The sequence below is a fragment of the Dyadobacter sp. CY312 genome (genome assembly GCF_021390535.1).
Classification (GTDB): domain Bacteria; phylum Bacteroidota; class Bacteroidia; order Cytophagales; family Spirosomataceae; genus Dyadobacter.
The window spans coordinates 341,454-363,470 of the sequence record NZ_JAJUXG010000012.1; the positions used below are offsets into that span (position 1 = coordinate 341,454).

A 22,017-nucleotide genomic window follows, 5' to 3' on the forward strand; every position below is an offset into this window, starting at 1 on the left:
TAATCGATTCATAATGATCTACATTGCTTTACTTCTATCTGTCATTTTCTTTTCGGTCGGTTTTATTGTTACAAAAAATAACGCCAAATACATTTTGTCGGGTTACAATACAATGTCCGAGGCAAAACGTGCCGCTGTCGACCTTGATGGGTATTTGAAATTCTTTAAACGATTTCACATCATTTTAGCAATTTCACTATTTGCTGGAACCGTGCTTATCAGTTTGATTAACAACAATTGGGCAAGCATGTTTATGACTTTGTATCCGTTGGTCGCTTACATGTATATGATCATTGCAGGAAACAAATATAACGCTGATAAGGGCCAGAAAATGACTTCGTATGTAGTGGGAGGTGCTACATTGCTTGTTGCTGCATTTGTTGTGATTTCACAGTTCTCAGATTACGAAACCAGTGAGCTTGTGCTGAAAGAGAACGTTTTAGAGATCAAAGGTTCTTACGGTGTCACGTTGACCAAGCAGGAAATTTTGGGCCAGAAACTGGCAAATGAACTGCCTGAAATATCTTACAAGTCGAATGGTTTTGCAGCTGGTGACTATGCGAAGGGAAGTTTTAAATTGAAAAATGGGAAAGAGGTTAAACTCTATGTCAACAAAAAGGTGAGCCCATTTATCCTTCTGAATACTGCAAAAGGAGATATTTATTACAATACGGATGAGGAAGATAATGCTGAACTTTACAAAAAGATTCAAAACTGGCGAGGGCTTTAAATTTGTAGTTTTAGTATTGAGGATGTCTAAAATGTATCATATGCCGGGTAAATTTCTGTTCGTTTTTCTGTTGTTTAGTGTGGTTCTCTCTGAAAAGGCATTCTCTCAAAAAGAGTTTCAGGTCAAAGAGGCAAAACAGGCTGTCGCTGTTGACAAAGGTCATTTTTATGTGATCAACAATAGCACGATTCATAAGTATACCAAAGCTGATGGCAAACTGGTTCAATCCTGGGACGGATCGGAGAGGGGAATTAAACATCTGAATAGTGGTGTCGTAATAAAAGGGAAGCTCTACTGCGCCAATTCCAATTATCCGGAGATTCCAATGGCCAGCGCTGTTGAGATTTTTGATGCCAAAACACTTCAACACATTGGAAATCATAGTTTCGGAATCAACAATCACGGCTCACTGACCTGGCTGGATCAGAAGGATGGTTTCTGGTATATCGGTTTCGCTCATTATGGTGGAAAAGAAGCCAGTGAAGGAAGGGATGTACGCTGGACCTCATTCGTTAAATACACGCTTGACTGGAAAGAAGTAGAGTCCTGGATTTTTCCAAAGAATATTGTTGAGCTGTTTACTCCTAAAAGTAATTCAGGCGGTGCCCTTGGTGGCGATGGATTATTGTACCTCACAGGCCACGACCGTCCGGAAATATATGTGATGAAAATCCCATCCTGGGGTTATACTTTGGAATACGTCAAAACAATTCCTGTTGGAATTCACGGTCAGGGTATTGCCATTGATCGTATCGTGAAGGATAGGGTAGTGGTGTATGGAATCAACAGAGCGGAGAGCACCGTTGTGGTGGAGGATATAAAATAACCCCGAGGTGATCCCGGGGTTATAAATGTTTATTCAGCTATTTGTGTAACGATCATATTTTCTTTTACCGCCTGTTCAAATCCCGGGAGCAGGGTAAGATCAGCTCCCCACAAATCAGCATCGGCGAGTACCTGGCTGGCCAGATCGAGCGGAGAAGAAGCATTCTTCCATTTTTCGTCAAAATAAGCTGCTGAATCGCAACGGATTGAGTAAAGCTGTCCGTTACGATCTCCGTAGAATCCGCCGTCTTTGTGCAAAACAGGTTTCATAAATTGGAGGAAAGCTGCAAATCCTTTTGCAAAAAGCTCAGGAACTGCATCTGAATTTTTATAGTGGTTCAGAAGTGTCGGTACGTTCCGCATTTTCATTTTTGCCGTGTATTGCACTGTAATATCAATAAGCTGGTGGCGGATAAAAGGATTTCTGAAACGATCCAGAACCTGGCCTCCAAACTCCTCAGCTACGCTCAGATCTAGTTCATATGGAATGGCGGGAGCGAGTTCTTTCAACATCACATTGGCTATGTAATCAGCGGTTTCAGGATTTTCCATCGCCTGGCGGACGGTATCTTCTCCGTGAAGGTAACACAGTCCTGATGCAAGCGTATGCGTTCCATTAAGCAACCGCAACTTCAATTCTCTGAACAGATCAATATTCGGAGCAATAACAACACCTTTGTCTGCCTCAGCAAAACTTAGAGCTGCACTTACTTTTTCGCCGCCTTCAATCGCCCACAGACTATACACTTCGGAGACAATAAGCAGGTCGTCTCTGAAACCTTGTCTTTCGGTTAATTCTGCAATGGTTTCGGCATCTGGTTTTCCGGGTACGATCCGGTCTACAAGTGAATTGCAGAATTCATTGTTGAATTCCAGCCACTCAGCAAATGCCTGTCCCAGATCGTGTCGTTTCGCCTGTTCGAGTACGATTTCACGTAGTTTGGTTCCGTTGCCTACGATCAATTCAGTCGGGATAATCACCATCCCTGACTCTGCCGATCCGTTGAATGTTTTGTAACGTTCGTACAGGTAAGCCGTCAGTTTTCCTGGAAATGAAGCCGGAGGCGAAGCGAACAGATTGTCGTCCGTGAGCTGTATACCCACTTCCGTTGTATTGGAAACCGCGATTTTAATTTCAGGATTACGGGCGCATTCAAGTATTTGTTCCCAGCTGCTGGCTGCTGCAAGCGTGCGGCTTATAGCGGTATTGATCACGATATCATCAATCTGATTTCCGTTTTCAATTCCTCTTATGCTGTGAGAAAAGATATTTTTCTGTTCAGAAAAAGCGTCTGTTCCACCCGTATTAGTTGATTTTACGACTACAATTCTGCCATTAAAAATTCCCTGCTGATTTGCCTTGTTGACAAAATAGTCGGGTAAGCCACGGAGCAATACGCCAGTACCAAACTGGATTATTTTCTCTGGTAAGGCAAGAAGTTGTGTATGGCCTAGTAATAAATCAGGGCGCTGATCCAGAAGTTCTGGCGATAGTTGTGGTAATGACATTTGAAGCGATTTCTTGTTCAGCAATGATGACGCAAGTTTTTTGCAGTAACCCTTAAAATAACATAGAGGCACTTGCGGGTGCCTCTTTGCTGTTTGATTCAATATTTCACCAACTTTAATTAAATGGCAGCCGAGAGTTTCTCAATATTTTCATCGTATTTTAAATTTGTGCTGTTTTCCGGGTAGAACTTTGCCAGAACCTGTCGTATAAGAGACAAAGTTTGTGGTGACTGAACGGAAGGAGCAATTAACTGATCAATGAGCTGACTCATCAATTTTGTCTTTTTTGATTCGTACTGCGACGACATGAATGAAGAGGTATCAATATTATCGTGCAATAAAATCATTGCATCAACTTTTTTGATGTCTTCAATAAGGTCTATAAGTTTAAAAACCTGAGAATTATTCATGGTCTGATTTTTAAAATTGTAACTCCAAAAATCCTTTTGGGCTTTTTACGCCACTACGGTTTCTTTTAGCTTTATCAAATAAATCCATCCAATATAACCTGTCTCCCACATACAAAGGATAGTTTATATGATCTCTTGGATAAACCAAAACTATGTAGGCGTCTAGTTCAAAGTTAGTTAAAGAAAAAGGATATTTAAACCTATCCAATCGCTTGTCATTGTTTTCTAGTTCTTTATAATTTATAAAGCTTACAATGTCAATATCTGCCGGATCCGGTTTTTTGCTAATAAAAGAACCATCTATCCACTGTAACAATGAGCTTTCTGTCAGCTGACTTTTCAACAAATTAGAATATTCAACATATTTTGTGAATAGATGCCTTCGTCTTTCAGAATCTATATTATCAACAAACTCAGATTCCAGTTCTGCCAAGTTCGAAGAGATGTTAAGATTTGGAACTAAGAAACCCTTTGCGTTGAAATGTAGCATAGTGTTTGTCGATTCTAAAGTCTAACAACTCAAACATCCACCGTTACAAACCCGCTTTCCTCTTTTTCCTTTTTTTCTTCCGGAAAAACGAACTGGGTAGCGTTCTTAACTTTTTCGGGAAGCAAAGCAATCGCCAGTACTTCATCAATCTGATCCACGTAATGGAAAGTCAGATCCTTGATGTAGTTTGCTGGTACTTCTTCCACATCCTTACGATTTTTAACGCAAAGAATAATTTCACGAACACCTGCGCGGCGCGCTGCAAGAATTTTCTCTTTCACACCACCAACAGGAAGCACTTTTCCACGAAGCGTGATTTCTCCCGTCATGGCCAGATAAGGCTTTATACGGCGCTGGGTGAATATGGAAGCCATGGAGGTTACCATTGTTACACCGGCAGAAGGACCATCTTTTGGTACCGCACCAGCCGGAACGTGTACGTGCAGATCGTAGTGATTGAAAATACGGTAGTCAATACCCATACGGTCCGCATTGGCTTTCAGATACGAAAGGGCAGCCACAGCCGATTCTTTCATGACATCTCCCAATTGTCCCGACAAAGTCAATCCGCCTTTTCCACGGCTCAGACTTGTTTCAATAAACAGGATTTCTCCTCCAACAGATGTCCAGGCAAGGCCCGTTACAACACCTGCGAAATCGTTATCCTGATAAAGGTCTTTGTCAAATATTTCCGCTCCAAGGTATTTTTCAACCTGTTCGGTTTTGATTGTTTTAGGATATTCCTGCTCCATCGCTACTGATTTTGCAATTTTCCTGACCACAGCACCTACCTTTTGTTCCAGATTACGAACACCTGATTCACGGGTATATCCTTCAATGATCTTAACCAGAGCGGTATCGTCCATTTTTACATCAGTTGCCTTCAATCCGTGGTCTTTCCGTTGCTTGGGAACCAGGTATCTTTTCGCAATCTGCAATTTCTCCTCAATCGTGTAACCGGTCATTTCAATGATCTCCATACGGTCACGAAGGGCCGGATGAATGGTGTCCAGAGAATTGGCCGTTGCAACGAACAAGACTTTCGAAAGGTCATATTCTACTTCCAGATAGTTGTCTGTAAAAGAAGAATTTTGTTCAGGATCCAGTACTTCAAGCAAAGCCGAAGAAGGATCGCCACGGTAGTCGGAGCTTACTTTATCTATTTCATCCAGAATGAAAACAGGATTGGCAGAGCCGGCCTTTTTGATATTCTGAATGATTTTGCCAGGCATTGCCCCTATATAAGTTTTTCTATGGCCACGAATCTCGGCTTCGTCATGCACACCACCCAAAGCCATACGGATGTATTCCCGGTTGAGTGCTTTGGCGATCGATTTACCCAAAGAAGTTTTTCCAACTCCCGGAGGGCCATAAAGACAAAGAATCGGTGCTTTCAGATTACCTTTCAGTTTGAGAACAGCAAGGTATTCGATGATCCGCTCCTTCACTTTTTCAAGTCCGAAATGGTCAGCGTCCAGGATTTTCTGAGCTCTTACCAGATCGAAATTGTCTTTAGTATATTGCGACCATGGGAGGTCCACAAGGTTTTCCAGATAATTCATCGTCACCGGATATTCGGGTGCCATTGGATTAATCCTTTGAAGCTTGTTCAGTTCTTTTTCAAAATGCGCTTTTACAGTATCAGGCCATTTTTTCTGGCTTGCTTTGAGACGAATCTCATCCATATCACGCTCCGGGCTGTCGATCCCCAATTCGTCATGCAAAACCTTGATCTGCTGACGAAGGAAATAATCCCGCTGCTGCTGGTCAATATCAGAGCTTGCTTTTGACTGGATCTCACGTTTCAGTTCAAGCATCTCAATTTCCCGCATCATGTATTGCAGCAAAAGAGTGGCTTGTTTATGTCCGTTACGTTCTTCAAGCAGCTTTTGCTTGTCGGCAACTTCTACATTGATATTGGAAGAAAGGAAATGGATCAGGAAAACCGGACTTTCAATGTTGTCCAGCGCAATGCGTGCTTCCTGCGGAATTTCCGGATTAAGTCGCATGATTTTATGCGCGCCATCTCTCAAAGACTGCAACAATGCCTTGGATTCCTTTTTCGTAGGAGCTACAAAAGTATCTTCAATCGCCTGAACAGAAGCTGTAATGTACGGGTCTTCGCTGATGATCGATTTGATCTCAAAACGCTGCCTTCCCTGTACAATGATCGTTACATTGCCGTCCGGTAAAGTGATCATTTTCAGGATTTGAGCTACTGTTCCAACACTGTAAAGATCCTCAGCTGTCGGATCTTCCTTGTTAGGTTTCTCCTGCGTTACAGCTCCTAAAATGCGGAGGTTGATGTCCGAGTTGCGGTATATTTTCTTTACCAGTCGAATGGCTTTCTGGCGTACTACGGTTACAGGAATTACCATTCCCGGGAAGAGAACAGTTTGCCTTATTGGTAATATAGCGAGTTCGTTAGGCAGTTCAAAAGGCTCATCGGATCCGTCAGGACCTCCGAGAGGGACAATTTCAAGGCTATCCATATCCGAATCGGACATCAGTAGCCGACTATATAAGTCAGAAGGTTCAAATTTCATAGGCGGTCTGTCAATATGACAGAATATCTTTTCCCAATATATAAATAATGACTTTCAAAAGAAAGGGAATATATAACAAAATAGCCATGCCATAGTTCATTATGTCAGGCTTTGGTAAGTTAACCAATTACAGAGAATGAACAAGTTGTCCCTTCTTGAAAAGGTAGGTTTTCTTACCGGACGAAATGGTAATATTCGTCATATTTACCTGGTCGTCAAACGTTTCTGCTAAAATGCTATTTTGAAGTTTGTGACCTGTCAACGGCATTTTAAAAGGGATTTCTGCATAAACCCAGGTAGCATCTTCTTCCTGTTCTTTTCCAAGGTATCGAATCGGCAAAACCTTTTTTTGATCGTCGGCAAGTACAAAATGCTTTTGAATGTAACCCGATACAAAGGAGTCGTTCTGGTCGTTATTCTTAATCGAAAACCGGCTGTTACCATTGGTTTGACCTAATGCCCTTTCCAGATCGTCGGTAAAAATCCGGATACTCACTTCAAACAATCTGGTGCCGGGATTGTACTGCATCTGTGTAACGCTCACATGGTAATCATGTTTGGGAGATGCAGAAATCAAAAAAAAGGAAGAAACTAAAATGATAAAAGTTGAAAAACGAAGGAAGGAGAAAGGAGAAAAGTGCCTGGTGTTCAGTCTGATTAATTTTCCTCCGTCCTTCATTTTTCCATTATCCATTTTAATTAAAATATCACTTTCCAGACATCATTGAAAATCGCAAATGCCATTAGTCCAAGCAGAAGAACCATACCAACCTTCTGTGCATTTTCGAGGAATGCATCGGATGGTTTACGTCCTGAAATGATTTCGTAAGAAAGTATAACTGCATGGCCACCATCCAGTGCAGGAATAGGCAGGGCGTTCATAAATGCAAGTACCATAGATAAAAGTCCGGTTAGGCGCCAGAATTTGCCCCAATCCCAAACACCACCAAACATACGCGCGATCCCGATAGGACCGCTCAATGCTTTGGATGCCGAAACTTCACCACGGAAAATTTTACCAAAACCTTTAATATTGTTATAAACCACACCAAAGGCATCAGCTGTACCAGCGCTTATAGCCTGCGGCAATGTGTATTCAACAGTTGTGAAATTCAGGAGCGTTTGAGATCCGAATCCGATGGTTCCTTCCGGAGTTACTTCCACAGGCAGCGATTTTTGCTCTGCTCCACGTTGAACTACCACCGTTGTTTGTTTGCCTTTAAGCTTTTTCAATTCTGCCTGCAATTCGTCGAAGTAGCGGATTGGTGCGCCATTAATCCCGATGATGCGATCATCTACCTTAATACCCGCTTTTTCAGCGTTGGATCCCGGTGCCAGTTCTCCAATTTTGAAAGGAGCACGTGGAAGAATGAAAGTTCCTTTTTCGTCCAGATCAGCCAACTGCTCGATCATGTTGTTAGGAATATCAATCTGAATTTCCTCTCCGTTGCGGTCGATGGTGTAAGAGCTGTTGGATCCCATAAGTACTTCCGGGCCAATAATATCTCTGAAATCGTTATAAGGTTTTCCGTTCACCTTCACGATTTTATCACCGGTTTTCAATCCAATTTCTTCTGCAAGGGGGCTCGCAACGATTCCGTATTTGTTCAATTCTGTGCTTGGTAAAATTTGCTCTCCTTCATTGTAAGCAAGTACTACGAAGATGAAAATACCAACGATCACGTTTACGATAATTCCACCAAGCATCACGATAAGTCGTTGCCAGGCTGGTTTAGAGCGGAATTCCCATGGCTGTGGTTCTGAACTCATGGCTGCGGTATCCATCGACTCATCGATCATACCTGATATTTTTACAAAACCTCCAAGCGGGATAGCTCCGATTCCGTATTCTGTTTCTCCTCTTTGTAAGCTAAATATTTTGGGAGGAAAGCCGATGTAGAACTTCTCTACCCGCATACCGAACAGCTTGGCTGCTGCCATATGCCCCCATTCATGCAATCCTACGAGTATGGACAAGCCCAAAATAAGCTGTCCTGCCATTACTATTACTTCCAGGGCTCCTGGCCACCATTCCTGTATTCCTTCCAAAATTGACAATCCCAATACGAACTGTCCCGCCATCATTACTATCATTCAGGTTATTATAAGCGTTATTTATTAGAGATATTCATTTTAAATTCAGCCCCACGCATGTTGCTGTTATCCACAAACGTAATTATGAATGGTAAAGTTACGTAAAACAGCCGATATCATTTGAAGCAGTTTCAATTAGGCTTATTTTGTTACTTATCCGGACCAATGTCGATACCCATCATTTTCATGAGTTCAGATGCATTGAAACTACGGCATATTCCCTCATGAAGTTTGTAATCAAAATGCAATTGCCCGTTTTCTACATCCGAACGGAAATGGAAGTTGTGAACGTAATTTTCAGTAGCTCCCCATTCGCCCAGTTCAAGGTCGTGGGTGGAGACAAACCCTGCCGACTTTTTGGGATGCAATTGCCTGATCAGTGCTTCGGCTCCGCGGTGGCGGTCTGCCGAGTTTGTGCCTTTCAAAATTTCATCCAACAGGTAAAATACAGGCGCTTGATTCACCTCATCAGCCATTTCCAATAATTGCCTCAGTCTTTTCAACTCAGCATAAAACGACGAAGTATTTTCTTCGAGTGAATCCTGGGTTCGCATGCTACTGAAAACCCTCACCGGCGTGCAGGAAAATTTGGCGGCCGACACAACCGCTCCCGCCTGAGCAAGCACGATATTGAGCCCGATGGTTCTCAAAAAGGTACTTTTACCCGACATGTTAGAGCCGGTTACAAGAATGGTTTGTCCCATTCCGCTCATCGAAAAATCGTTACTTACCCGTTGTTCCTTCGGAATAAGCGGATGTCCCATATTTTGTGCCTCAATCACAACCCCGTTTTCCCAGGTCACTTGGGGAATCACATATTCCGGGTGAGCATAAGCATGTCCTGCCAAACTGTTCATTGCCTCAACGTCAGCCAATACGTCCAACCAATCGTTTAAATGTGTGTAGTGAGCTGCTTTCCACTTTTCCAGCCCTGCGATGCAATGTAGGTCCCAGAGAGAAGGAATACCGACGAACAAAGAGAAAAAGACATTGTTACGGTAATCCAGTTTTTCAAACAGACTGCCGACTTCTTTGAGTGCCTTTGAAGAGCCTGAAATAAGTGCTTTCCTTTCATTCCACCATCTGGAACGGTGCGGTGCAGTTTCAGCCAGCTCAAGCAATTCAGAATAGGCAGTAAGCGTAAAACCCAGGGCTGTGGTACGGTTGGTAACGGAAAGAATAGCTTCCTGAAAACGTTTCAACAGAACAGCGTGCCAGGCCAAGCTCAGGAGCAGAACCCAGCCCGGAATTATACCTGCAACGCAAAACCCGGCTACTAGTAAAGTTACAACCGGCCAAAAACGCCATTTTAGTGAATTTTTGAGTTCTGTTGGCAGGGTTTCTGATGACCAGGCACGAAAAGCACCTACCTGTTGTGCTGCATGTTCGTGGAGCAGAGCAGTGGCTTCCCATTTCTGACGTAAGTCTGTGTGCTTTTTAAATTCTGCGGAGGCTTCCTGCCGCATCAGAATTTCTTCCAATCGAGCATGGTTTTTAAGCCAGTTTGCCAGTCGTTTGCTTCCTTCGGCGGTGCGGGTTCTGTTCAGCAACCGATAAAGCGAATACTCTCCAAATACATCAAGATCGGTAGCGTAGCTGTGATTTTTTTCTTGATAATGAACTCCTGTATCAGTTCTTTTAAAACGGAAAGCCAGGCGTTCCAATTCATCTTCATTTACAGTCTGTAAGTTTCTCTGAAAATTTCGCTCTCTCTTCGCAGTCTGTTGTTTTTTCATCAATACAAAAAACAAAACCGTGAGAACAAGCGTACCAATCAGTATGGTGTTTATTGCCGTTTTATTGACCAGCCAAATGCTGAGCAAAAGGAGGAAGAAAACGAATAGTCTGGCAGCTGCTAATGTGTTGAAATTTTGCTGTGCTTCTTTTTCCGACAAGCGGGCTTTGTCCAACTCATTTTGAAAAAAAACAGAAGGGTTTTCTACGTTGATATCTTTACTATTTTCCATTAAAGGCTTTCTGTTGCTTCAAATTGTAATTTTATTAAACTGGCATACAGACCATTGTCGAGCAAGGAAAGCTGTTGATGCGTGCCTGACTCTGCAATCTGTCCTTCTTTGATCACATATATCTGATCAACCTTTCTGATCGTAGCAAGCCGGTGCGCAATCACAATTGTGGTCCGGTTTTTCATGAGTTCGTCCAACGCAATCTGAACCAGTTTTTCTGATTCTGCATCCAGCGAACTCGTTGCTTCGTCCAGAATAAGGATCTTCGGATCTTTTAAAATTGCTCTGGCAATGGCAATACGCTGGCGTTGGCCTCCCGAAAGTTTTATCCCGCGTTCACCCACAATGGTTTCCATTTTCTCTGGGAAAGATTCGATGAATTCCAGCGCATGGGCACGTTTGGCTGCATCATAAACTTCGGCAGGCGTGGCAGAAGGTTTTCCATACAGGATATTTTCATGAATGGTACCTCCAAACAGCATCACTTCCTGAGGAACAACCGCAATGTTTTTTCGTATTTCTGAAATGCCATATTCCGTAAGCGGTTTATTGTCAATCAGAATTTGACCAGAATTGTAGTTGTAGAAACGCAGCAAAAGCTGGATGATGGTGGACTTACCGGCACCACTGTAACCAACAAGTGCGATTTTTTCTCCTGATTGAATATCAAATGAAATCCCCTTCAAAACAGGTAGATCCCGACGGGAAGGATACGAGAAATGGACGTTCTGGTAAGATACGTGGCCTTCAATCATTGCAGCCGGAATGGTAGAAGATTCTTCCGGAGAAATTTCGGCGGGTTCTTCAAGAATCTCAAAAAGCCTTTCAGATGCACCTACGGTTTTGTTGATCTGGGCATACAAATCGCCCATGCCGCTGATGGATGCGCCGATGAAAGTGGTGTAGAGAATAAAAGTGAACAGATCTGCCAGATTCATTTCACCCGACTGCACCAGACCGGCTCCAAACCAAACCACACCAACAATACCTCCAAAAAGAGCCAGAATCACGAAAGAAGCAAAACCGCCCCGGAAACGCGCTGCGTACAACGACAGATCCACAACACGTTGCAGAATGGTGGTGTAACGATTTATTTCAAGGTGTTCGTTTGTAAATGCCTTCACAACATTCACCGATTGAAGCGTTTCTTCCGCCACTACGTTCGCTGCTGCGAGTTCGTCCTGTGCTTTTTTTGACAATCGGCGCATGTGCCTGCCAAAAAATACCGAAGCCACCACAAGCAAAGGGAATGTAGCAAGCATGAAAAGCGTCAACTTCCAGGATGTGTAAAATAGAATGGCAATACCGACGACAAGCGTAGCTATTTGTCTGAAAAGTTCAGCAATCGTGAAAGACAACAATCCCTGCAATTGCGAAACATCAGACGTAATCCTGCTGGTAAGCTCACCAACGCGCTTTTGTTCCAGATAGGTTACGGGAAGTGTGATAATCCTGCTGAAAACATCGGAACGGATATTGAGCATAGATCTTTCACTCACAATAGTGAACAGATATATCCTGAAAAAGGAAAAGATCGCCTGTAGAATCAGAATAACAAAAAGAAGAATCGTTACCTGATTGATGGTGTAGGACGATTTTCCCTCCATTACTTCGATGATGCTTCCTATGAGCTTGGGAAATGCCAGTGAAGTGGCCGTGGAAAGCACCAGAAATAGCATTCCTGCTACGAAATATCCTTTATAGGGAAGGATATATTTGAAAAGCTTAAGTGTTATTTTAAGTCCGTCCCAGCTTATTTTCTTTACTGAAAAAGGAGATTTTTTCTCCGTATTAATGTCACCTTCGGCCATTTTAAGCTGTAATTCGATATTTGGAATGCAGTTATTTAATCAGATCAGCGTTGTATACAATCGGCTGATGTTCATAGTACTGCAATTTTAGCCTCAAAAATACGCAATAAATATCAAGTACGTATTCCGAAAAGGACGGACGGTAAATGGTATTTGAGTGTAAAAGCTTGTTGTATATGGCAAAGGATTGAGAATTAGTTGTAAACTTTGTGGATTAATAAAATCTGAGGGATGAATACAATTGTGAGCCGGGTTCGGGGAATAGTGGTTTTTGTTGGAATTCTGCTGTTGATTGCGGTTTCGGTCACAATGGCACAGCCCGTTGTACAGATTAAAGATGCTGTGGATCAGCACATGTTTACAGGTCGGGAAATTGAATTTCTGGAAGATACAGCAGGTAATTATACACTGGCTGATGTAAGAAAGCCCAGCCTTAACAGTCAGTTCCAATCACTGACTAAAAATACACCGCAGAATTATAATCTGAAAGCAGCCTACTGGTACAGAATCAGAATAGGGCATGATCCTGCAAGCTCTAAAAACTGGATACTGGAATTTTTCGATCAGACGATTGATGAGATAACCATGTACCTGCCGGATGAAAAAGGGAACTACATTGCCCGTACAACGGGAGATCAGTATCCGTTTAAACAACGGGAATACAACCACAAGAACTTTGAGATCAATATCGGGAACAATGAGTCTTATGAGGGTACTTATTATTTCCGTGTCAAATCGCATCAAACTGCCGATGTAATCGTTGTGTTACGTTCGGTGAGCAGGTTTATCCAGTATGCGCTGGATGAGTATTTCATCTTTGGGATATTCTACGGAATGGTGCTGGTATTCAGTTTTTACAACCTGATGATGTACCTGGCAGTTCGACAGGTGCAATACCTCTATTACGTCCTTTACAATTTATGCGTTGGCCTATTTGAAATGTGTATTGACGGTGTCGCCTATCAATATCTATGGCCAAATGCTCCCGAGTGGAATCAATATGCCTACGGTGTTGCGCTTTACGGCGTGAGTATTTTTGCTTTACAATTTACAAGAACACTTCTTTATACACACAGAAAAGCGCCCCGGCTGGATCGGTTTATCGTGTTTGTGATCATTGCCAGGACAGTTTTCTTCGGAATTTGTCTGCTTTTTAATACAGACTGGTTTAGTTACAAATTCGTTGAGCTGGTGCCATTGGCGGTAGCATTTTATTCGGGGATATACATTTACCGGCAAGGCTATCGTCCGGCTCGGTTCTTTGTTTTGGGTTATGCTTTTTTGTCTATTGGTTTCATACATAAGCTATTACTGATGCTTCATGTAGACGGCATCAATTTCGGTGTGATCACCTATTACAGTCTGAGTATTTGTTTTGTTCTGGAAATGGTATTCCTGTCGTTTGCGATCGGGGACAAGGTGAGAATCCTGAAAAAACGGAAAGACAAGGCTCAGCGTGAGATCATCCGGCAAATGACATTGAACCAAAAACTGAAAGATACCCTCAACATAGAGCTGGAATCACAGGTGAAGGAGCGCACGAAAGAAGTTTCTGAGAAGTCGGCAATCATTGAAGAACAGAACAGAGAGTTGATGGATGTGAACGTGCTTCTTCAACAGCAAAAGGAGGAGATTTCTCAAATGAATTTATTGCTGGCGCAGGATAATGAAGTATTACAAACCAATGTAGTTAAAGTAACCCGTGCACGGGTGATGTCAGCGGAGGTCGATTTTGAAGAATTTAGCAAGATTTATCCCGATAATGACAGTTGCTTTAAGTTTCTGGCAGGAATAAAATGGAATGAAAGCACAGAAGGCGGAGGATACATCTGTAAAAAATGCGGGCATGATCACTATTTCCACGGGCATAGCCCTTACAGCCGCAGATGCGCCAAGTGCGATTATGACGAGTCGGTGATTTCTCATACCATTTTTCAAAATACACGCATTCCTATCAATAAAGCCTTTTATATGGTATTCCTGATTTACACCACTAAGGGCAAAATATCATCTCATAAACTTTCCGAGATTCTCTCCATTCGTCAGAGTACCTGCTGGGCTTACGGTAGTCGTATTAAAAAAGTAATGGAAGACCGCAAAAAAGAACTTGCATCATCCAAAAACTCAGAAGGATGGAGCAAACTCATTCTTGATCACGTGAGCGAACCGGCTTGAAATTTTTTGTGAAAAGTGAAATGTGCGAGCTGCTCGTCAACTGGGCAGCTCCTTAATTACCACTGCGCAAGGCCAGGATTCATTTAAATTACAACTCTTCATTTTTCATTCTTAACTCTTCATTGCTCTTATTTTGTCAAAACAACAGCGGTTGCGAGGCGTATCGGCAGGGATGTTGCTTTGCTAACCATTTCTTCTCTTAGTGCTTGTCTTTCAGCATAATCAGTCTTAAATAATTGCGGTTTTAAACCGTATCAATTTAATTATAACTATCTGTTATTCAGTAATTTATGTAAAAAAATATTTGCATAATCCATAAAACCAAACCAACTTTGTTGCATGGAATTGTCCTAAAATTTATAGAATAAATTACCAATATTTGATTTAACAATTTATGGGAAAGCGAGTTACGTTATTCATTGCCATGCTTTTCGCGATAACCAGCCTTGCGCATGCACAGGACATTGTCGTAAAAGGTGTCATTAAAGATCAGCAAAACCAGACACTACCGGGAGCCAGTGTTTTGGTGAAGGGAAGCCAGACCGGAACGGTTACAGATGTAGATGGGAATTATTCAATTTCTATACCAAATACTCAGGCAGTTTTAGTGTTTTCCTTCATTGGATACGGATCACAGGAAGTGGTTGTAGGGAATCAGACAGCAATCAATGTAACCATGACTGCCGACCAGCGAAGCCTTGATGAGGTGATCGTGATCGGGTATGGTACGCAAAAGCGCGGTGACGTTACTACTTCTATTGCTTCGGTGAACACGAAGGATATAGAAGAACGTCCGATTCTTCAGGCGGCTCAGGCTTTGCAGGGAAAAGCCGCCGGTGTTCAGGTAACTCAGCCATCAGGTAAGCCAGGTGCAGCATTGTCCATTCGTGTGCGCGGAGCTACGTCGGTACAGGCAGGAAATGAGCCTCTTTACGTAATCGATGGTGTGCCAACAATGGATACGCGTGACCTGAACGTAAACGACATTGAGAGCATTCAGGTTTTGAAAGATGCATCGTCTGCCGCAATTTATGGAGCGCGGGCTTCCAACGGGGTCGTGATCATCACCACCAAAAGAGGCAAAGCCAACCAGTCGCAGGTGAGCTTCGGAGCGTACTATGGATTTTCTAACATGGCTAAGAAAATCGATGTGTTGAATCCACAGCAGTATGTCGCACTGATGAATGAAATGGGTAACAACGTTACCGTAGGAAATGAAACCACAGATTGGAATAAGGAAGTGTTTACAACCGGGCACAACCAAAATTACCAGTTGTCTTTTTCGGGTGGTACTGACAAGAGCAAGTACTTTGTTTCAGGAGCTATTTCAAAAGATGATGGTATCATCAAACCTGCGAGTTATAAAAGGTATGCTTTCAGAGCGAACCTTGATAATCAGATCAAAAGCTGGTTTAAGTTGACAACCAATTTTAGCTATGCCAATGCCAGGATTCGTGATGTGAAGGACAACAACAATGCGGGTCGTAATGCGGTAGTGTTGGGAACACTGGGTGCTCCTCCGACTATGGGAATCTATTCTGAACATCCGGTGAGAGGCACCATTTTCTCCACAAATCCATTGAAAGCTGGCTGGGATAATCCGCTTGCTGCCATGTTCGGACCTTCTCAAGCAACGAAAGACAACCGTATTTTTGGTAATGTGGTGGGTGATATCACTTTGGCAAAAGGTCTGTTTGTGCGTTCCAACTTCGGGATTGACTATATGAACCACTCCAACGATTACTATCTTGATCCATACCGGACTACGGAAGGTTGGGGAACTGACGGAAACACACATGGTTTAGGAAATGCGACCAGAAGTAACTCTTTCACTTACCTGTGGGAAAACACGCTGAACTATGAAAAGAGTGTGGATAAACACAATTTCTCAGCACTTGCAGGAACAACCGTCCAAAAGAACAACTGGAACAATTCGTACATGGCAGGAAGAGATTTCCCGGCTGACGGTATTGTAAAAACCATCAATGCTGCAAACGAGATTACAGATGCTTACACCGAACAATCGGAGTGGTTTTTGAACTCTTACCTGGGACGTTTGATGTATAATTTCGACAGTAAATATCTTGTTACAGCCAACTTCCGTGCGGATGGTTCTTCTAAACTTGCCAAAGGAAATCAATGGGGATTCTTCCCATCGGTATCTGCCGGATGGCGTATCTCTGCGGAGCCTTTTATGCAGGATGTTAAGTTCATCAATGATTTGAAACTACGCGGAGGCTGGGGACAGAATGGTAATCAGGAAGGGCTTGCCAACTATGCGTCTAAAGGTTTGAACCGTTATACGCGTCGTACTGCTACAACTCCGCCATCAGGTCCTGCCGTAACTGGTCCTGAATATGCACCAAACCCTGATTTGAAATGGGAAACAACAACCCAGACCAACATTGGTGTGGATGTGAGTATGTTACAGGGAAAAATCACTTTGACTGCCGATGCATATCTGAAAAAAACCAATGATCTATTGCTGAATGTACCATTGCCAAATACAAGTGGATACAGCTACATCCCAAGAAACTCTGGGAAGCTCGAAAACAAAGGTCTTGAATTCGTGTTGTCGACTGTGAATTTTGATAAATCCGATTTCCAGTGGAATACTGATTTTAATATCGCTTTCAACCGTAATAAAATCACCGATTTGCAATTGAGCAAGGTGTATCGTTACGCAGACGTCGAAGGAAGAAGTGATCAGATCATTATTTTGCAGGAAGGTGCTTCTTTGGGTACATTCTATGGTTACATTTCGGACGGTGTAAATCCTGAGACAGGAGACATTATGTATCGCGATGTAAATAACGACGGTGCTTTCACGCCACAGGATCGTACGATTCTTGGTTCTGCTCAGCCGAAGTTTACTTACGGTATGAACAATACCTTGACTTACAAAAGCTTCAATCTTTCATTCCTTTTCCAGGGATCGCATGGAAACAAGGCGTTCAATGCATCACGTCTGGAAACAGAAGGAATGTATGACAGCAAAAACCAGTCGACCGAAGTGTTGAGACGCTGGCAGAAACCGGGTGACATCACAGATATTCCACGTGCAACCGACGGGAATGTGAATAACTCACTGATTTCATCGCGTTTTGTTGAAAACGCATCTTTCCTACGTCTTAAAAGCGCTACGATTTCTTACAATCTGGATAGAGAGTGGGCCAATAAAATCAAGCTGAGCCGCGCATCGGTTTATGTAACTGCACAAAATTTGTTGACGTTTACAAAGTATAAAGGTTTTGATCCTGAGGTGAATGCATTTACATCAAGTGGAGCAACATTAGGAATTGACTACGGAACCTATCCGGTTTCCCGTGCTTTTGTTGTGGGTCTTAATGTTCAGTTTTAATCAAGAGAATTCATGAAAAAATTAAGTTATATAGCCATACTTCTTGGATCGGCAGCATTGCTGCCTTCCTGTCAGGATCAGCTGGATCTTCAACCTATATCTCAGACCGTCGTTGGTGGTGACGGAACCGGAACGGCAGGATCATCTATCACCAATGCGGCTACTGCCGAAGCTGCTTTGGCGGGGTGTTACTCCATTTTTAAAACCAGCTCAGCGGAGTACTATGTGATGGATAATTACATCATGGCTGATGGTCGCTCGGATAATTCTTATGCCGGTGCAGACAATGCTGCCTGGTTCGAGGTGGATGAGTTCAGGATATTATCCACGAATGCAGTAGCGGCAAGAGACTGGCGTTATCTGTACAACCACATTGCAAGTGCCAATTCAATCATTGCCAATGTTCCAAAGGTAACCGACGCATCACTGAGTGCTGACCGTAAAGCGCAGATCGTAGGAGAGGCAAAGTTCATACGTGCCCGTGCATATTTTGACCTGGTTCGTTTGTATGGCGATATCCCTTTGGTGGTAGACGAGCTTCCGACCATTACATCTTCCAATGTGGCAGAGATATATGGTCAGCTGTATCCGGCGAGCAGTACAGCCGCGGCTGTTTATACACAAATCATCAAAGATCTGGACGAGGCTGCTGTGGCAGTTCCAAAGACAGGTCCGGATAAAATGACTGTAACACCAGGTGCGGTGTATACGCTTCTTGCAAAAGTACACGCTACTAACAAGGATTGGGAAAAGGTAAAAGCGAATACTGAAAAAGTGATCGGTCTTGGCTACTCTTTATTGCCAAATTTTGAAGAGCTGTGGGACGGAAAGCATGAAAATAGTGCAGAGGCCATTTTTGAACTGAACTTTACAGATTGGGCAACCGGTGGAAACTGGGGAACAGGAATGTTTTACGGAACAGACTGGAAGAAATTCAACACGCCTTCCAACGATCTTGTTAAAGCGTATGATGATGAAAAAGATGTGGTTCGTAAGGCTTCCACCATTTTCACTGCGGACGTGACAGGTAAATGGTCTGATAAATACTGGGCGCTTACCAAATTCCCTTTTGCATATAAAATGCGTAACGGAGACGCTTCTCAGAATATTATCATGTACCGATTGGCTGACGTATTGCTTCTAAGAGCAGAGGCTTTGAATGAAACGGGAGATCTTGCAGGTGCGAAGACACTTTTGAATCAGGTGAGAACGAGAGCGAAACTGGCTGCAAATACTTCTGCTGATCAAGGCTCTTTGCGTTTGGCTATCGAAAGAGAACGCCGTTTGGAGCTTGCCTTTGAAGGACAGCGTTGGTATGACCTGGTGCGTACCGGAAGAGCAATTCCTGTTATGGAAGCTGTGAAAGATGGTAACGGTAATAGCTTAAATTACAGTTTGAATGAAGCAAAACTTCTTCTACCTATTCCGCAGGGAGAGATAGATAAAAACGAGAATCTTAAGCAGAATCTGGGTTATTAAGAATTATGTCGGCAATGCCGGAGGTGGATTCCGCTTTCGGCATTGCTTTAATAAACGAATGAGATGAAAAAAACAACATTGGTTTTTGGTTTGTGCCTTAGTATGGTAATGAACGGCTGTTCTGCGGATTCTCCCAATGAAAGTGTGAAGCATCCGGAAGTGGATGATGCCGGAAAGGTGGCAGTGTGGGTAACCAATGGCTCTCAGACCAAATTGTTGCAGAAGGAAAATCCGCTGAGCATAGGTAAGAGCAATACGGCTGGGTCTGCGAATCTGATCAATATCAATTTTGGTACAAAATTTCAGGAAATGGAAGGTTTTGGAGCAGCATTAACGGGCTCTTCCGCTTACCTGATCAACAAGAAAATGGATGCCACGCAACGTGCCGCTTTGTTGAAAGATCTTTTTGACCCGGAGGCAGGAATTGGCATGAGTTATTTGAGGGTAACGATGGGAGCGTCTGATTTTTCGCTAGAAGATTTTACCTACAATGATCTACCGGCAGGACAAACTGATGCTGAACTGAGTAAATTCTCAATCGCAAAGGATCAGGACGATTTGCTCCCGGTTTTAAAATCGGTTGTAGGTGCACAGCCTGCAATACGCATTATGGCTACGCCCTGGTCGGCGCCGGGTTGGATGAAAAACAACGGGAAACTGGCGGGTGGAAGTCTGAAACCGGAATGGTATGGCGCATTTGCCAACTATTTTGTAAAATATCTGGATGCATACAAAAAGGAAGGCATCAGCATTGATGCGATTTCAGTTCAGAACGAGCCATTGCACGAAGCAGCATATCCTTCGATGGGTATGGATGCGGCGGCACAGAATGTTTTTATCAAAAATCACCTTGGACCTGTTTTTAAAACCAATGGAATTAAGGCCAAAATCCTGTTGTATGATCACAACTGGGACAGACCGGATTATCCGATCGCCATTTTGAGTGATGCTCAGACAAATCCTTTTGTAACAGGTTCAGCTTTCCATGCTTATGGTGGAAATGTGTCAGCCATGAGTGAGGTCCACGACAAATTTCCTGACAAAGGACTTTATTTTACCGAAATATCAGGAGGTCGCTGGGCAACCAATTTCTCGGACAATCTGAAATGGAACATGTCCAATATCTTTATTGGTACCGCCAACAACTGGTCAAAAAATGCATTGTTATGGAACCTTGCCCTCGACGAAAATGATGGCCCTAAAAACAAGGGGTGCGACAATTGCAGAGGTGTAGTAACAATCGCTGCCAACGGGTCGGTTGTCAAAAACGTCGAATATTATACCATTGCACACATGTCCAAGTTTATCAGACCGGGTGCATTCAGAGTACAGTCTGATAAATTTACATCTGCGAGCAAACTGGAAAGTTCAGCCTTTGTGAATACTGACGGAAGCAAAGTCCTTGTGGTTCTGAATCAGGGAGTAGATAATCAGAAGTTTACCGTAAGCGATGGTGCAAATCAATTCAATTATACGATTGAGCCTAATTCGGTAGCTACGTTGGTTTGGAAATGATAGAGAAACAATCCTGAAACAGAGATTTAGTCACTCGGTGATATTGAAGGCAGAAGTAGCCTTTTCTTTATTCTTATACCAATTTCGGATGTGATCGATTGCGGGTTTCTCAATATATCTGGTGATGAAATCAGCAAGGCCGATGCAGACCAGAATTGATAAGGCCATGGCGGCGTAAATGTGTAAATGCAACGATTCATGGAACGTTCCGATCAATTGTAATCCTATAAACTGATGTAGGAGGTATAAACTATAAGATATCTTACCCAGGTAGAGCAACGGCTTACGAATAAGAAAGGTCAGTTTTCCGTAAACAAATAAGAAAAAGATTACGTGATAAAGTAGAATGATCCACTGATGTTCCAGCAAAGAAATCATCTGATAAGATCTTCCGCCCTTGTCATGAAGGTAGAAGGTGGATAAAAAACACAATGTAATGAGCAGCAGATATTTTAGAGAGAACCCGTTGACCTTCATCTTGTAAAACAATATTCCGGAGAAGAATAAAGGAAAGTGATTTATCAACTGTAACTTTTTGCCTGCGAACCAGTAGAAATTGGGGTACCAGGCAGCAAAATAATGAAAGAGCATAATCCCAATTGTACAACAAAGTGCAATTGGGATTATTCGTTTCAGACCATTGAAAATAAATATGATCAGTATCCAGAAGTAAAAAAGAAGCTCAATGAGAAGGGTCCAGTAAGTGCCGTCGAGGTCTTCCTCGCCAAAATAAGCAGGGAACATGGTTAAATTGGCAGCAAATTGAGATATACTGAAAGTGGAAGGTTGGTAGATCAATATAAAAATTCCGGTGAGTGTTACACATGCCCAGTAGGTAGGATACAGGCGTGAGAATCGGGACACGACAAAGTCTTGCCATTTTTTTGTCTTGTTTATCGTAAGAAAAATCACAAACCCGCTGATCATGAAAAAAATATCAACTCCGGTGACACCGTAGGTGAAATGGAAACCTACTTCCTTTACTTTTTGATATGATGTAAAATGAAATAAAAGGACACTCAGCGCCGCTAATCCTCTTATTGCATCAAGTTCCTGAAACCGATTAAGTGTGTGCATTCATGTGTTGGTGTTTGGTCTTGCTGCA

Annotated in this window: 15 protein-coding genes; 6 read left to right on the forward strand and 9 right to left on the reverse strand. The window is 42.8% G+C overall.

The annotated features are described in order from the left end of the window. Positions 1-13: 13 nt before the first annotated feature. A complete protein-coding gene (locus tag LZG71_RS18260; protein ID WP_233822715.1) occupies positions 14-730 on the forward strand; it encodes a DUF3784 domain-containing protein in 717 nt (238 codons plus the stop codon). A gap of 40 nt (positions 731-770) precedes the next feature. Then, positions 771-1,556: a hypothetical protein gene (locus LZG71_RS18265; protein ID WP_233822717.1), complete on the forward strand. Its 786-nt coding sequence runs from the start codon at positions 771-773 to the stop codon at positions 1,554-1,556. Positions 1,557-1,585: 29 nt separating this feature from the next. On the opposite strand, the gene LZG71_RS18270 is transcribed toward LZG71_RS18265, so the two are convergent. From LZG71_RS18270 to LZG71_RS18305, 8 genes are all read right to left on the reverse strand, one after another. After that, positions 1,586-3,064 carry a tagaturonate reductase gene (locus tag LZG71_RS18270; protein WP_233822718.1) on the reverse strand — a complete coding sequence of 493 codons (1,479 nt, stop codon included), beginning with the start codon at positions 3,062-3,064 and terminating at the stop codon, positions 1,586-1,588. Between the two features lie 119 nt (positions 3,065-3,183). Then, positions 3,184-3,474 (reverse strand): hypothetical protein, encoded by a 291-nt coding sequence (locus LZG71_RS18275; protein ID WP_233822720.1) that lies wholly within the window; start codon positions 3,472-3,474, stop codon positions 3,184-3,186. Between the two features lie 10 nt (positions 3,475-3,484). Then, positions 3,485-3,964 (reverse strand): DUF6932 family protein, encoded by a 480-nt coding sequence (locus LZG71_RS18280; protein ID WP_409013639.1) that lies wholly within the window; start codon positions 3,962-3,964, stop codon positions 3,485-3,487. A gap of 29 nt (positions 3,965-3,993) precedes the next feature. After that, a complete protein-coding gene (gene lon, locus LZG71_RS18285; RefSeq protein WP_233822724.1) occupies positions 3,994-6,510 on the reverse strand; it encodes an endopeptidase La in 2,517 nt (838 codons plus the stop codon). Between the two features lie 127 nt (positions 6,511-6,637). Beyond that, on the reverse strand, positions 6,638-7,204 hold the full coding sequence (locus LZG71_RS18290) for a DUF6702 family protein (protein ID WP_233822726.1): 567 nt from the start codon (positions 7,202-7,204) through the stop codon (positions 6,638-6,640). Between the two features lie 5 nt (positions 7,205-7,209). After that, the gene (gene rseP / locus LZG71_RS18295; protein ID WP_233822798.1) at positions 7,210-8,526 is read right to left on the reverse strand and encodes an RIP metalloprotease RseP; all 1,317 of its coding nucleotides are present in this window, start codon (positions 8,524-8,526) and stop codon (positions 7,210-7,212) included. A 227-nt stretch (positions 8,527-8,753) separates the two neighbouring features. Next, positions 8,754-10,571: a MutS family DNA mismatch repair protein gene (locus LZG71_RS18300; protein WP_233822728.1), complete on the reverse strand. Its 1,818-nt coding sequence runs from the start codon at positions 10,569-10,571 to the stop codon at positions 8,754-8,756. Then, positions 10,571-12,382 carry an ABC transporter ATP-binding protein gene (locus LZG71_RS18305; RefSeq protein ID WP_233822730.1) on the reverse strand — a complete coding sequence of 604 codons (1,812 nt, stop codon included), beginning with the start codon at positions 12,380-12,382 and terminating at the stop codon, positions 10,571-10,573. Before LZG71_RS18305 ends, LZG71_RS18300 begins: the two co-directional genes overlap by 1 nt. A 231-nt stretch (positions 12,383-12,613) precedes the next feature. Here LZG71_RS18305 and LZG71_RS18310 point away from each other — a divergent pair, with 231 nt between their 5' ends. The 4 genes from LZG71_RS18310 to LZG71_RS18325 all read left to right on the forward strand — a co-directional run bounded on the left by LZG71_RS18310 (position 12,614) and on the right by LZG71_RS18325 (position 20,912). After that, positions 12,614-14,557, forward strand: coding sequence for a 7TM diverse intracellular signaling domain-containing protein (locus tag LZG71_RS18310; RefSeq protein ID WP_233822732.1), 1,944 nt, complete (start codon positions 12,614-12,616; stop codon positions 14,555-14,557). 394 nt (positions 14,558-14,951) lie between these two features. Further along, entirely contained in the window at positions 14,952-17,918 is a 2,967-nt protein-coding gene (locus LZG71_RS18315; protein ID WP_233822734.1) for a TonB-dependent receptor, read from the forward strand. 12 nt (positions 17,919-17,930) lie between these two features. Beyond that, positions 17,931-19,397, forward strand: a complete 1,467-nt coding sequence (locus LZG71_RS18320) for a RagB/SusD family nutrient uptake outer membrane protein (protein WP_233822736.1) — start codon at positions 17,931-17,933, stop codon at positions 19,395-19,397. A gap of 63 nt (positions 19,398-19,460) precedes the next feature. Next, positions 19,461-20,912, forward strand: coding sequence for a glycoside hydrolase family 30 beta sandwich domain-containing protein (locus LZG71_RS18325; RefSeq protein ID WP_233822738.1), 1,452 nt, complete (start codon positions 19,461-19,463; stop codon positions 20,910-20,912). A 30-nt stretch (positions 20,913-20,942) separates the two neighbouring features. On the opposite strand, the gene LZG71_RS18330 is transcribed toward LZG71_RS18325, so the two are convergent. Then, positions 20,943-21,989, reverse strand: coding sequence for an acyltransferase (locus LZG71_RS18330; protein ID WP_233822740.1), 1,047 nt, complete (start codon positions 21,987-21,989; stop codon positions 20,943-20,945). Positions 21,990-22,017: the final 28 nt, after the last annotated feature.